This window comes from Chryseobacterium hilariae, from assembly GCF_051400735.1.
Classification (GTDB): Bacteria; Bacteroidota; Bacteroidia; order Flavobacteriales; family Weeksellaceae; genus Chryseobacterium.
Window position 1 is genome coordinate 556,694 of sequence record NZ_JBLFFJ010000003.1, and the last position, 13,948, is coordinate 570,641.

The 13,948-nt window shown below is 36.2% G+C and carries 14 protein-coding genes; 5 read left to right on the top strand and 9 right to left on the bottom strand.

The window, feature by feature from the left end:
- Positions 1 to 87: 87 nt before the first annotated feature.
- The 8 genes from ACMGDK_RS12325 to ACMGDK_RS12360 all read right to left on the bottom strand — a co-directional run bounded on the left by ACMGDK_RS12325 (position 88) and on the right by ACMGDK_RS12360 (position 9,403).
- The gene (locus tag ACMGDK_RS12325; RefSeq protein WP_436808228.1) at positions 88 to 1,821 is read right to left on the bottom strand and encodes an OstA-like protein; all 1,734 of its coding nucleotides are present in this window, start codon (positions 1,819 to 1,821) and stop codon (positions 88 to 90) included.
- Between the two features lie 3 nt (positions 1,822 to 1,824).
- Positions 1,825 to 2,298, bottom strand: coding sequence for a Fur family transcriptional regulator (locus ACMGDK_RS12330; RefSeq protein WP_034706517.1), 474 nt, complete (start codon positions 2,296 to 2,298; stop codon positions 1,825 to 1,827).
- Positions 2,299 to 2,371: 73 nt separating this feature from the next.
- Positions 2,372 to 4,363: a KUP/HAK/KT family potassium transporter gene (locus tag ACMGDK_RS12335; RefSeq protein WP_436808229.1), complete on the bottom strand. Its 1,992-nt coding sequence runs from the start codon at positions 4,361 to 4,363 to the stop codon at positions 2,372 to 2,374.
- A gap of 117 nt (positions 4,364 to 4,480) precedes the next feature.
- Positions 4,481 to 5,461, bottom strand: a complete 981-nt coding sequence (locus ACMGDK_RS12340) for a pyruvate dehydrogenase complex E1 component subunit beta (RefSeq protein WP_034709939.1) — start codon at positions 5,459 to 5,461, stop codon at positions 4,481 to 4,483.
- Positions 5,462 to 5,554: 93 nt separating this feature from the next.
- On the bottom strand, positions 5,555 to 6,169 hold the full coding sequence (locus tag ACMGDK_RS12345; RefSeq protein WP_436808230.1) for a DUF8845 family protein: 615 nt from the start codon (positions 6,167 to 6,169) through the stop codon (positions 5,555 to 5,557).
- Position 6,170: 1 nt separating this feature from the next.
- Positions 6,171 to 6,668, bottom strand: a complete 498-nt coding sequence (locus ACMGDK_RS12350; protein WP_436808231.1) for an RNA polymerase sigma factor — start codon at positions 6,666 to 6,668, stop codon at positions 6,171 to 6,173.
- Positions 6,669 to 6,776: 108 nt separating this feature from the next.
- Positions 6,777 to 7,196 carry a DUF2147 domain-containing protein gene (locus tag ACMGDK_RS12355; protein WP_306843209.1) on the bottom strand — a complete coding sequence of 140 codons (420 nt, stop codon included), beginning with the start codon at positions 7,194 to 7,196 and terminating at the stop codon, positions 6,777 to 6,779.
- A 278-nt stretch (positions 7,197 to 7,474) separates the two neighbouring features.
- Positions 7,475 to 9,403, bottom strand: a complete 1,929-nt coding sequence (locus tag ACMGDK_RS12360) for an LTA synthase family protein (protein ID WP_436808232.1) — start codon at positions 9,401 to 9,403, stop codon at positions 7,475 to 7,477.
- 89 nt (positions 9,404 to 9,492) lie between these two features.
- Here ACMGDK_RS12360 and ACMGDK_RS12365 point away from each other — a divergent pair, with 89 nt between their 5' ends.
- The 4 genes from ACMGDK_RS12365 (at position 9,493) to ACMGDK_RS12380 (ending at position 12,174) form a co-directional block, all read left to right on the top strand.
- Complete coding sequence (locus ACMGDK_RS12365; protein ID WP_436808233.1) at positions 9,493 to 10,206, top strand: CDP-alcohol phosphatidyltransferase family protein; 714 nt, start codon at positions 9,493 to 9,495, stop codon at positions 10,204 to 10,206.
- A 92-nt stretch (positions 10,207 to 10,298) separates the two neighbouring features.
- On the top strand, positions 10,299 to 11,063 hold the full coding sequence (locus ACMGDK_RS12370) for a 3'-5' exonuclease (protein ID WP_307220630.1): 765 nt from the start codon (positions 10,299 to 10,301) through the stop codon (positions 11,061 to 11,063).
- 3 nt (positions 11,064 to 11,066) lie between these two features.
- Positions 11,067 to 11,465 carry a putative signal transducing protein gene (locus ACMGDK_RS12375; protein ID WP_436808234.1) on the top strand — a complete coding sequence of 133 codons (399 nt, stop codon included), beginning with the start codon at positions 11,067 to 11,069 and terminating at the stop codon, positions 11,463 to 11,465.
- Positions 11,466 to 11,568: 103 nt separating this feature from the next.
- Positions 11,569 to 12,174, top strand: coding sequence for a fumarylacetoacetate hydrolase family protein (locus ACMGDK_RS12380; protein ID WP_436808235.1), 606 nt, complete (start codon positions 11,569 to 11,571; stop codon positions 12,172 to 12,174).
- Between the two features lie 51 nt (positions 12,175 to 12,225).
- Here the strand turns inward: ACMGDK_RS12380 and ACMGDK_RS12385 are convergent, their stop codons facing one another.
- Positions 12,226 to 13,146 carry a DUF535 family protein gene (locus tag ACMGDK_RS12385; RefSeq protein ID WP_436808236.1) on the bottom strand — a complete coding sequence of 307 codons (921 nt, stop codon included), beginning with the start codon at positions 13,144 to 13,146 and terminating at the stop codon, positions 12,226 to 12,228.
- A 355-nt stretch (positions 13,147 to 13,501) separates the two neighbouring features.
- Here ACMGDK_RS12385 and ACMGDK_RS12390 point away from each other — a divergent pair, with 355 nt between their 5' ends.
- Positions 13,502 to 13,939 carry a universal stress protein gene (locus ACMGDK_RS12390; RefSeq protein WP_436808237.1) on the top strand — a complete coding sequence of 146 codons (438 nt, stop codon included), beginning with the start codon at positions 13,502 to 13,504 and terminating at the stop codon, positions 13,937 to 13,939.
- Positions 13,940 to 13,948: the final 9 nt, after the last annotated feature.

A 13,948-nucleotide genomic window follows, 5' to 3' on the forward strand; every position in this document is an offset into this window, starting at 1 on the left:
AACATATTTTCATTTTTCTTACATAAAAAAATCACCATTTTTAGATTAAAAATGGTGATTTTTCCTTTTCCGTAAAAAATACTGAGTTTATTTTCGTACCCGTTTAGGTTTTTTGGCTTCTTCTTTAGCTCTTTCCTTGTCTATAGCTTCCTGAGCCTGATTAAACAGTTCATTATCCGCGGAATATTTTATTTCTTCGTAATTAGGGCTGTCTACAAGGATGTCCTGCCATTTTCTGATCCGGTCTTTGGTATTCCAATTGAAATCGGAGAACTTTCTTTTTTCCGGTTCTATTTTACTCATAGGATAGGTATCTGAATTGGCTCCTATGCTGCATGATATGATCTGTAAGGCTCTTTCTTCAAATAAAGCTCCAATGATCCCGCAGGTAGAAAGAGTAATCCCTATTCTCTGAGGCTGCTTTGTTTCCTGATCTACATCATCTACATAAACGATTGACTGTGCATTTCCGACTACTCTGGCTTCTTTAATATCATTATTTTCATAGTAAACAGTCATGAATTTACCTTTTACCTGGTTAAACTCATCTTTAAGGTTTAATGAATCTACTTTGCTGATTGCAAACGCGTTTCCAATTACTTTAAGGGAGTCTATATTTTCAGTCTTTGTATTAAAATAAGCTTCAACTTTGTCTCCGGTTACCTGTTTTTCGCCACTCCAAAGAATGGGGTTGGTATACATATGCATAATACCGTCTGTTTCGTTGAAGGCAATGGAATCTGCTCTCCCCTGGGCATTTGATTTGAAGATACGTGCTTTTTTGTAAGCTCTTAAAAAGCTTTTCTTTATCGTAATATCTGCTGAATCAGGCTTCTGGTAGGAAAGAATTTTTTCTGCTGCAAAGTAAATAGAGTCTTTTTCCATGATTTTAACGGCATAGGGACTCTTGGTCATCATGGCAGAATCTTTTTTCTGAAAAACTTCTCCGTAACCGCCTTTGAGATATCTTCTTTCTATAGGATCATCGAGTGTAACATTTCCGGTTGCTTTACCGAACCCGGTGATATTGTTAAAATACATATCATCCCCGGTGAGGATCTTGTCGTTATAAAATATTTTGGAATTTTTATTGAGGAAAGCTTCTTTAGTTTCCATTTTATAGGTTCCTCTTTCGGTATAAATCCGGTTTTTGGGATTAGCACGGTTGGTAATTGTCGTAGGTCCGAAAAACTCTGCAACCTTGGTATTTTGATTCTGTTTGATATTGGGGCCTTCTATGATATAATCTGGGCTGTCTATTTTTACATTGCCCACAAAATCGATCATTTTGGTATTAAGAAAGTAAGTCGCAGATTTGGTATACATTACATTCTGTGCATCGGAAATCGTTCCTCCGGTATTGAAGTATGCCTGATTGGCAAGTCTGTCATAATACAGGATATCGGTTTTAATGGTCTGTTTCGGATCGGTAAGAACAACATCTTTTTTGGCGACTCCTTTTTGGGTAACCCCATTATATTCCATTTCGTGGGCTGTGATCACGGAGCCGTCTGCATTTTGAAGTTTTGCATTTCCAATAGCTTTTACAAGACTTTGATCGTTGTACAGGATAACTTCATCAGCATAAAGAATAGATCCCTGGTGCTCTATCTGAACGTGTCCTACCATATACTGGTTTCCTTCGTACTTGGTATCTTTTCTAAATTCATCGGAATGGATGATCTTAACCTTATCCTCAGGTTTTACAGCAGGTGAGGCATTTCCTTTATTTTGGATATAGGGATCCATCTGCGTGGTTTTATTGTCCTGTGCGGAACTGAACGCAGAAATAAAAATTAACAGAAAAAGGATTATTCTCATTGATTAATCATTCTTAGTACCATAGAAATACAGCGAATGCGAATCAATATTTACGCCAAATGCTTCTTCAATTGCTTCTTTTATTCCCTGAATTCTCGGATCACAGAACTCGATAATTTCTTCAATTTCCTTATCAGAGCCTTTTTTGTAGATCACCAAATGGTCATGCTGCTTATCAAAATAAGACTTCTCGTAAGATGAAGAGGTCAATGTTTTTTCTCCAAACTGATGCTTACGGATCAAACCTGCATCAAGGAAAATTTCAATAGTATTGTAAATTGTTGCTTTTGAAACATGATATTTCTTCTGCATCATGAGAAGGTACAGATCATCCACATTGAAGTGATGATCCATACTATAAATCTCTTCCAATATCGTATATCGTTCAGGCGTGTTTCTGAAACCCTTTTCTAGCAGATAGTTTCTTAACACATCCTTGATCAAAGCAATATTTTTTTCTTTTTGTACTGTATCCATCAAAAAAATTATCTACAAATTTATTGATTTTTATTTAAATAGACCATATGGTTCATTCTCCAGTCCCTCGCTTTTAGGAATTATGACGGAAGAAGCCGGATTGCTCGATCTTGTTATCGTAAACCGTAAGTTCTGTAATTGGTGCAGATTCCACTTCTACATTGTGCGAGGATACGCCCCATGCCTTGAAATCATCACTTCCGATGTACTTCACAAAGTTGTAGATATTGAGTGTAATCTTCTGTTTAACAGTTAAAAGTATATCGTTAATATATGTATTATCAATAATTACATATTTAAGATCCGGTGGAATGTTGTGCGCTCTCAGAGACGGATGACTGCTTCTTGAAGGAATGGTTCCGTCTGCCATAAGATCTTTCAGTACCATATTAAAATAATCATTGATCCTGCGGTCTACTTTAAACCCTAAAAGGAAATTGACTTTGTATACGGTTCCCGGCAGAATTTCGTCTACCGTATATTTGAAAGTATATGGATCTTCCTGATTAACAATACTTAATATAAAATAATGATCCGCTCTTTTGGGCTGCTTCTTGATGATGGAATAGATAATTTTCGACTCTACTTCATCATTCCTTTTCGCTCTGCTCAGATAAGCGAGATTGGTTGCATACTTTGGAATGCTTTCATCCAGCTTCATGTCTTTTATGATGGAGACATATTTTTCAATTTTTACATATTGGATAAAATTAGCTTTGATCAGTCTTCCATTATACCATGCATACATGCAGACTGCAATAAATCCTCCCAATACCATAGTCAGCCATCCTCCATCTACAAATTTAATTACATTGGCATAGAAGAATCCTGATTCCAGGAAGAGATAGACTATAGCAAATCCTATAATGAAGATCTTGTTAACTCTTGTACGGCTTAGCCAGAATAGCAACAGAATGGTTGTCATCAGCATGGTAATGGTAATCGTAAGACCATAAGCAGCTTCCATACGTTCTGATTTCTGGAAAAATATCACGACTACAAAACAAAAAGCCATCAGTCCCCAGTTAATTCTAGGAATGTACATCTGTCCTTTGATCCCTGAAGGATATTCAATATGCTGATTGGGCCAGAAAGAAATAGACATTGCTTCTGAGAACATGGTGAATGAACCTGTAATTACAGCCTGGCTGGCAATGATGGCAGCAGCTGTGGCTAAAATTACTCCCGGAAGAACAGCCCATTGAGGCATAATTCCAAAGAAAGGGTTCACCCCGTTGAATACTTGGTGATAGTTGTCGAGAAGCCATGCTCCTTGTCCCAGATAGTTTAAAATAAGCATTAGTTTAACGAAAATCCAGCTTATCCTGATGTTTTTTGCTCCACAATGCCCTAAGTCTGAATATAAAGCTTCCGCTCCTGTGGTACAGAGGAAAACGGCTCCCATAATCACAATGGCGCTGGAAGAGTGGGTAATCAGGTTATAGGCATACATTGGGTTAAATGCCCTGATGATCTCAATATGATCAAAAATGTGAATTGAACCGAAGATTCCCAAAACCAGAAACCATGTCACCATGATCGGCCCGAAGAATTTTCCGATGGAAGCAGTCCCAAACTGCTGTACGACAAAGACCACGAATAAAATAACGATCGTGATAATGACTACGGGCGTTTCAGGATTGTATATTTTAAGCCCTTCAATCGCAGACATCACTGTTAAAGAAGGAGTGATCACACTGTCTGCAACAAGTGTAGAGGCACCGATAATGGCGACCACGTAGAGCCATTTTTTCTTGAGCTTTTTTACTAATGAATAAAGAGCAAGAATACCTCCTTCCCCTTTATTATCTGCTCTTAAAGCAATGATTACATATTTCAGGGTGGTTTGAAGCGTCAGAGTCCAGATGATACAGGATAATGCCCCTTCAATATATTCATCGAACGGCATACTGGATCCGTCTTTTCTCGCGTTAACAATCGCCTTCATTACGTAAAGGGGCGACGTACCGATATCTCCGAAAACAATCCCAAGAGAAACTATAACGCCTACGAATGAGAGCTTTTTAAGGTCAAAGTGATGACCGCCCTCTGTAACTTCTGCCATATCAGCCAATTTATTTTTAAACGCGCAAATTTATACTAATTTTATGACGTCAAGAACTATTCTTCATGAATAGAATAAATGAAAAAACTTCCTTTCGGAAGTTTTTCTCTATAATAGTTATTTTACGTACATCGCTTTTTTGATCTCCTCTTTTACTTTTTCAAGTTTAGGGAACCATTCTGCAAATAATGCAGCGGAGTAAGGCGCAGGTGCATCAGGAGTAGTAATTCTCTTGATAGGCGCATCCAGATAGTCAAATGCTTTCTGCTGTACCATATATGTAATTTCAGAAGATATCGAAGCAAACGGCCAGGCTTCTTCCAAGATCACTAATCTGTTTGTTTTTTTAACAGAAGCTAAAACAGTATCAAAGTCAAGAGGACGAACGGTTCTAAGGTCGATCACTTCTACAGAGATTCCTTCTTTAGCCATATCTTCAGCCGCCTGAATAGCCAGCTTCATGATCTTACCGAAAGAAACCAAAGTAACATCTGTACCTTCTCTCTTGATATCTGCTTTACCTATCGGCAGGTAATATTCTTCTTCTGGAATTTCCATTTTGTCGCCATACATCTGCTCAGATTCCATGAAAATAACCGGATCATTATCCTGGATAGCTGTTTTCAACAATCCTTTCGCATCGTAAGGATTTGAAGGAACCACTACTTTAAGTCCCGGAACGTTTGCAAACCAGTTTTCAAAAGCCTGAGAGTGTGTAGCTCCCAATTGTCCTGCTGAAGCAGTAGGCCCTCTGAAAACGATAGGACAGTTCCACTGGCCACCACTCATCTGACGGATCTTAGCTGCATTATTAATAATCTGATCAATACCTACCAATGAGAAATTGAACGTCATATACTCTACAATTGGTCTGTTACCATTCATCGCAGCACCTACAGCAATCCCTGTAAAACCAAGCTCAGCAATGGGTGTATCGATTACTCTTTTAGGACCAAATTCATCCAACATTCCTTTTGAAGCTTTATACGCACCATTGTATTCTGCAACTTCCTCCCCCATTAAAAAGATGGATTCGTCTTTACGCATTTCCTCGCTCATTGCTTGCGCAATTACCTCACGAAAAGTATATTCTGCCATATTTATTTGAAAAATTTAGACTACAAAAATAGTGTTTTTTTATTACTAACATAACAAAAAAGGCATCTCATTGAATGAGAAACCTTTATTTAATCAGAAAGGTTTTTCTTCGATCCGGTTGAGTTCCCTGTAGTTTTTCCTAAGATCAGACAGAATTTTACCATAAGTCCTTTTATAAACAGTATATATAATAAAAAGTGCCAACAGCATACAAAACAGGAATACTGCATAATTTCCCCATCCCGGAACCATACTTTCAGGATCTGTATGCACTATTATATTATGCCCTTTATTCCAGCCGTCTTTTGTTCCTGCCATAAAATCTCTCGTATAAAGATCAAAATGGATCAGGTTATCCAGGATGATGAGAAAAAAAGAAATTGCCGCATACCCAAAGATCAGCTTTCTGATATTCAGAATATTTTTCATTAATGACAGGGAATTCTGCCCAGTTTTCAATTTTCGGAAGAGTAAAACCGCCAGGATAATAAATCCGGAAAACAGGATTATCCTTAGATATGAAAATTCACCATTAATATATCCATAGACAGACCATAGTACAATTTCTATTAAGCCTATCAGGAATAAAGTTTTTGCCACAGAAACAGATTTGTTTTTAATCATGATATAAATTTCATTTTCGGAATAATCTTTAAAGCCGTCTTCATTTTTATCCCAGTCTTTTTTTAAAAGTTCCAGTTCCTCCATATTATTTTGTGTTTATTTTGGTTTTTAAATTATTCTTTGCTCTATTCATTTTCACTCGTGCATTACCTTCAGTAATTCCGAGAATCTCACCAATCTCTTTGTACGGCCTGTCTTCAAGGTACATCATAATCAAAGCTTTTTCTACATCGGACAGCTCGTGGATGGCTTTGTACATCCTTCTCAGTTTATACTCATCATCTTCATACACTTCATATTCCATTTTCAAAGAGGAAACATCTACATCCGAGTGTTGTAATACTTTTTTCTGTGGTTTCCTAAAAAGGGTCATCGCCGTATTAAGTGCCACTTTATACATCCAGGTGGAAAATTTAGCTTCTCCTTTGAATCCGGGGAAGGATCTCCAGAGCTGGACGGTAATTTCCTGAAAGAGGTCTTCATGATCTTGGGCATTGTCTGTGTATATTTTGCATATTTTATGGATAAGCCTCTGATTGGGCTTAAAAAAATCAACAAAAGTTTTCTCCAGTTCTGAGTTCATACCTTATGAGTGGGCAGTTTTTATTTTCGTTACAGAATCTCTTAAAAAAAAATAAAAATACGGCATCTCATTTCTGAAATGCCGTATTAAAGTTTTATTTAAACTTGGTTAATTCACTTTGTCCCAAACCTGGGTTCTTCCAAATACAGAAACTCCCATATATCCCCTTACATTCAGTTTGTCACCGCTTTTTGTAATGGTACATTTGTAAGTTTTACCTGTTTTAGGGTCAGTAATAGTTCCTCCTGTAAATTCATCGCCTTCTTTTTTAAGTCCTCTGATAATTTCCAGTCCTAAGATCGGCTTCCCTTTTCTGTCATCCTTACATGATGTACAGTTTGGATTGGCAGGCTTTATAAGCAGCTGGGAAACTTTTCCGTAATACTTCCCATCTGATTTTTTATAGATTTCAACAATAGATTTAGCCTGTTTTGTTTCGTCATCTATAGTCTTCCATTTACCTTCAATCTGTGCAAACGATAATACGCCAAACAGGGAAAGCACAAATGTTAATAATAATTTTTTCATATTTCTTATAATTTTAATTCCGATATACGTTTTTTGTTATGTATCTGTTGTTAAATGTATAAATTAAATCTTAAACAGACAAAAACTTTTATTATACTAAGCATATGATAGGCCAAAGTGTAAAAGGTTAAATTAACAGGTATGATGATTTCAGAGTTCAGACACAAGATATGAGACTTTTGATTGTAGATTTTAGTAACTCATAAAGCTTAGGAATGCGGGGTCCTGATCAGCAACTATCAACCATCAACTAAACCCTAAAACTCTCTGAATTCATGTTATTTAAGCTTTCTGTTGATTACCCTGTCCATATAATCCTGATACCATGCTTTTGCAGTCTTCATTTCTTTTTCTATTTCAGGTGTCTTTAATTTTCCTATTAGGTTGTTTGCAAAGCCTAGGTCGTTCTTCTCATATACTCCTGTAATTTCTTTACCGTCGAAACGGTACATATGGTTTCCAATGATGAACTGTTCTGAGCTTCCATCTGAGTTCACCACAATAGATGGGTATTTTTTATCGCTGACAAGGCTTCGTCCCCAGCTTCTGATCTGTTTATTATACCCGATCAGATCTGCCAGGGTAGGATAAATATCTATTTGCTGCGCTGTTTCAGGATTCACGCCTTTAAGGTTGTATTCCGGATTGGGTGAATATAATAGTAAAGGAACTGCAAAACGGTTCATCGCTTTTTCATATTCACCGTAAGCGATCTGATTGGTATGATCTCCCGTGAAAACGAAGATGGTATTATTGAACCAAGGCTGTTTTTTAGCGGTTTCAAAATATTCTTTGATAGCATAATCCGTGTACTGCATCGGCTCGTGCATTTCTATAGTTCCTTTTTTAAACTTCCCTTTGTACTTTTCCGGGATTTTGAACGGATGATGTGATGAAGCAGTAAATACTGTAGACATAAAAGGCTGTGTTTTTCCTACATTTTTCGCAAAGTACTGAAGAAAAGGCTCATCCCATATCGCCCACATTCCGTCGAAATCTTCATCATGGTTGAATTCATTTTTCCCAAAATAATGTTTAAAGCCCAATATATTTCCAAATCCAAGGAAACCCATCGATCCGTTGGGAGCTCCATGATAAAAGGAAGTATCATAGCCCAAATCATTACACACTGAAACAATAGACTGGATTTTCTGATTGGAATACGGTGAGCTCGTAAAAGCGTCGGTAAGGCTTGGAATTCCCGCCAACACACTGCTCATCCCATGAATGGACTGTCTACCGTTAGCAAACATATTAGGAAAAATCAAACTCTGGCCTGCAAGGCTGTCTATAAAAGGGGTATAAGAAACATAACCGTTTATATTTTTGTCTTTATTAAAAGCTCCTGAATATTCACGTCCAAAAGATTCAACAATAAAAATGACAATATTGGGACGTTTCTCTACTTTCCTGTCATATATCTTATAAGGCTGAATATTATCAGCAATATATTTTTCGTCTACAAAGTGAACTTCTTTAAAGTTATTGGTTCCTAGGGTTCTGAAAAATGAAAATGTACTGTTCAACACTATGTTTCCCTGTAGGGGATTCGCTACAAAACGGTTTGCATCCACTAAATTAATAGGTCTTGTGCTATGCTTGAAATCGCCCCGGATTCCTCCAACAGCCAAAACAGCCGTACCGCAAAGAACCAGCAAAGACCAGATAAAGTACGGGATAAGTTTTACAGGTTTCTGTTCTGTAATTTTCACTTTTTTATAAAGGAAAACCCAAAGTGCCATTAAAATAATGAACCATATGAGAACAAAAGGATGTTGGCCCAATGAAACCGTGAATACTTTAAAAATGTTGGTTTCATGTTTTGCAACCTCTAATGCTGTAGATGTTAATCTTGCCTGTGAAAATTTATAATAGACAAAATCACCGAAATTCATGGCATACGCAATTCCGTTGGTGATAAAATACAGCCAGAATAAAACGGTCTGATATACTTTTTTTGTATTGATGATGATCGGGACCAGGCTTAACAGAATAAATAAAGCGTTGATATATAAGATCGCCGTTGTATCAAAGGCTATTCCATGAAATGCCAGGTTGAAATAATCTGAAACGGAATCCACTTTAATGAGCTCTTTATTGAAATACCAAAACAAAAGCCGGGCAACCTGATAAAAAACGTATGCTAAGAAAATCCGGTAAAAAAGGACCAGAACTTCTTGTTTTCTAAATTCTTTAAAAAATTTCATTCGGCAAATTTACATCAAAAACCTATTAATGTATTTTTTCCTTCATAATATTTCAGGTTAAAATTTGGAAAAACTGTACTTTTGTTGACATGAATTTCATAAAAAATAATCTTGCCAATTTATTGACGCTTGCCAATTTATTTGCGGGCTGTGTAGGTGCAATACATCTTATTTTAGGAGATTACCAGACTACGGCCATCTGCCTCATTCTTTCTTCTGTTTTTGATTTTTTTGACGGGTTTATAGCCCGGGCTTTAAAATCAAACTCCAATCTGGGGCTTCAGCTGGATTCGCTGGCGGATATGGTAAGCTTCGGACTGATCCCCGGTCTTACGATGTATAAAGCCTTAGAAGCTTTCGGAAATGAAATATTAGGGCTGCATCTTCCTTTTGACATTAGCTATTTAGGTCTTCTGGTGACTATTTTTTCATGCCTCAGACTGGCTATTTTCAATCTTGATGAGGAACAGCGTTATTATTTTAAAGGACTGAATACACCTACCAATACAGTATTGCTGTTTGGACTGTATTATGCTTTCAGGGAAAGAGGAGCTTTCGGGATTTTATTTGAAAATTCTTTGTTTTTAGTTTTATTAACCATTATCACATCATGGCTTCTGATAAGTCCAATTAAAATGATGGCGATGAAATTTAAATCTAAAAAGCTCCAGGACAACTACCCAAAAGTTATTTTACTGGGTGGCGGAATTGCTATTCTGATCCTGTTTCAGATCGTTGGCATTCCGATGCTTGTTATTTATTATATATTAGTATCACTTATTTTTCAGAAACAGCTGAAGTAGATATCAGATGTGAGACATCAGGTTTTAGACTTTAAAAGCTACAAATTTAGAAATTAGCTTATTTTCAAATTAACACATTATCAATTATAGACATGAATTTAAAACTCCATAAACCTCTCTGCATTTTTGACCTTGAAACCACAGGAACCAACATCGGAAAAGATAAAATTGTAGAAATCTGCATTTTAAAAGTAAATCCGGATGCATCCAGAGAAAGCAAAACATGGCGCGTAAATCCGGAAATACCTATTCCGAAAGAATGCAGCGAGATACACGGAATTTATGACGAAGATGTAAAGGATGCTCCAACATTCAGAGAAATTGCTCCAAAAATCATGGAAATGCTTTCAGGAAGTGATTTGGGAGGCTTTAATTCGAACCGTTTTGATGTTCCGCTTCTGGCAGAAGAGCTGTTAAGAGTTGAGATAGATTTTGATCTCAGCAAATTCAGATTGGTAGATGCGCAGACCATTTTTCACAAGAAAGAACCGAGAAATTTGGGTGCAGCCTATCAGTTTTACTGTGGAAAAGTGTTAGAAAATGCTCACTCTGCAGAAGCTGATGTGATGGCCACTTTTGAAGTACTGGATGCACAGGTCGGAAAGTATGACGATATCCCAAATGAAATCGCTCCTTTAAGTGAATTTACATTCCACAATAAGAATGCAGACCTTGCCGGATTTATTGGATACAATGAAAAATCAGAACCCGTTTTCAATTTCGGAAAATATAAAGGACAGGTTGTAAAAGCTGTTTTCCAGAAAGACCTGGGCTATTACGGATGGCTTCAGAATGCCGATTTCCCGCTTTACACGAAGAAAGTCTTCACAAAAATTCAATTGTCAGGTAAATTTTAAAAAATGTCAAACCTAGTTCGTTTTAAATTTTACGAAACAGCCCTTGAAGCTAATAGGGACAAGCAAATTCTTGCCGAAAACGGAGTGAATGGCTTCATTGCCAATGAACAGCTCATCCAGTCTGACTGGCTGCTGTCACAGGCTGTGGGAGGTATCCAGCTTCAGGTTTTTGAAGACGATCTGGAAAAAGCGAAACAAATTTTACAGGATTATAATGATAATGAAGCCTATTCTTTAGAAGTGGAACATACCATTAAGGATCCTGCATTTGATTTTGTATGTCCGAAATGTGGCTCAAACCATATTTACAGGGACGACAGAGCAACTAGTTTCTTTGGAATATCAATTTTATCGAGCCAGAATTTTGTATGCTATTACTGTGGAAATCAGTTTACCCATTAATAGATTAAAGGATAATAAAAGATTGCTTCGTTGTGACTGAATTGCATTTGCAGATCTACAGCTCGCAATGACGAATACATAAAACATCAATAATTAAAGACTTATGAAAATCATTTGTATAGGAAGAAACTACAGCGAACATGCAAAAGAATTAGGAAATGAAATCCCTGAAAAACCGGTTATTTTCATGAAGCCTGACACGGCGGTTTTAAAAGGAAATGATTTTTATATTCCTGAATTTTCCAATGATATTCATTATGAGCTGGAAGTGGTTGTAAAGATTTCAAAAGGAGGAAAATACATCCAGAAAGAGATGGCTCACAAACATTATGAAGAGATCAGCTTAGGAATAGATTTTACGGCAAGAGATCTTCAGAGCGAGCTTAAATCCAAAGGTCTTCCGTGGGAGCTTGCCAAGGGTTTTGATGGCTCGGCAGTGGTAGGAAACTTTTTCAACAAACAAAATTATAATCTTGAAGGGCTGCAGTTTTCATTGCTGCAAAACAAAGAAAAAGTCCAGGATGGCCATACTAAAGACATGATCTTCAGTTTTGATGACATTATCGCTTTTGCGTCTCAGTATTTTACATTGAGAGTTGGTGACCTTATTTTTACAGGAACTCCAAAAGGAGTGGGAAAAGTGAACGAAAATGATATTCTTGAAGCTTACCTGAAAGATGATAAAGTACTTGATATTAGAATATTATAAAACTAAACAGGAAACAACAGTTCTGTTTTAAAACTTCAGAACTGTTATTTTCTATTTTTCATGGTTGCTTTTCAGATAATCCCGTAAACTACTCTTTACAGAATCAATGAGTTCATACCTTTTTCTGTAAGAAGCTCTTTTTTCCGATTTTATATCATTGATGTTTTTCCTGGACGTTTCCAATGGTAATGCGTGCCAATTATTCCCCAGATCCTGACCTCCCATTTCTTCCCAAAAATCGCTATACGAAAACTGTATCGTATGCAAAAAAGAAATGTGAATAAAATGTTTTTTGTTTTGGGCCTGGCATTTTCCTCCTATTGCATTAATGGATATTATACCAAGTGTTTTACAAAACTCCTGCAGAATTTCAACCAGAAAAGCTTTGGGCCTTACTCCATTCATCAGTTTCTGGGCTTCCTTAGTAACGTAAACACCATGTACTACAGGCCTGCCCTGCAGACAGCCTACCCTACACATCCATTCATTATTTTCATCTTTTTCTACAGAAAAAGACAGGGCAGCTATATTACCATACAGGTGATCAATTACCAGAGACAAAACCAATTCTCCTTCCTTTCTGTACCGATCATCATAGCCAATCATCAACTTTGCCGGCAATCCATTTTTTAAGGCAAATTCGCATATTATATGATCTTCCTCTTGTATTATTTTCTCAATATGTTTATCATAAATAAAATCATAAGTATCACAAATGATTTTAATTCTTTGATGGATGGAATATTTAGTTGAAAGATAAACCTTAAATGGCTTCAGAAAAAGACGGGGCCTCAGAGAGAGAACTTCTTTGTATCGATCCTTTTCTAAAATTTCAAACCAATATTTTGAAGATTTATAATTAATTAAAGCTAAAACAAAACTTTTATACTGCTGTTTACGCATATACTTATATCTCTCATCACTGAATGCAATTTTTGCAAAATCCCAAGCTTTTATACCAATCTCAAACATTAGCTAATAAATTTAATTATAAAACAAATTCGACAATAATAAATTAATTAATTTACAAATTATAACTAAAATAATTAAAATTAATTTGTTAATTTATTCAATTTAATTAAACATTATTGAATTAATAAGCAAAAATAATAAATATTTAATAAAAAATCAGAAAGTAAAAAAAATAAATGAGACCAGTAAAATAGATTGGAGCTACAGGCCGAGAATCAATAAGAAAATAAATTTGGTAATAAATAGTTTTTGCGGAGTAATGCTTCACTAATAAACAATTGACAGGTAATATTATAAGTATTTAACATAAAGTCTGTCAATTTTTTCTTATCTTTAAATAACAAAATTAAAGGTCATGATAAATATTGTACTACCCGTAGATTTTGGGGACAAAACAGAACAGCTTGTAGATGGAGCTGTAAAATTTGCAAAACAGCTGAACGGCAGAATTTTTCTGATTCACGTCGCACCTTCTGATATCGGTTTTGCTATCGGTGATATGGGATATCAATATTTTCCTGAAGTAGAAGCCAATGAGATCAGAGAGGAGCTTATACAGCTGAATAAGATTGAGCAAAGGATTATTGCCAATGATATAGACTGTGAGCATCTATTAAAGCAGGGTATTGCAAAAGATACCATCCTGGAATATGCGAAAGCCAAAAATGCTGATTATATCGTAATGGGATCGCACGGAAGAAGCGGAATATATGATGTTTTTGTAGGAAGTTTAACGAAGGGACTTACAAAAGATTCCCATGTTCCGGTACTGGTACTTCCTATCCACGACTAAAGAAAATAA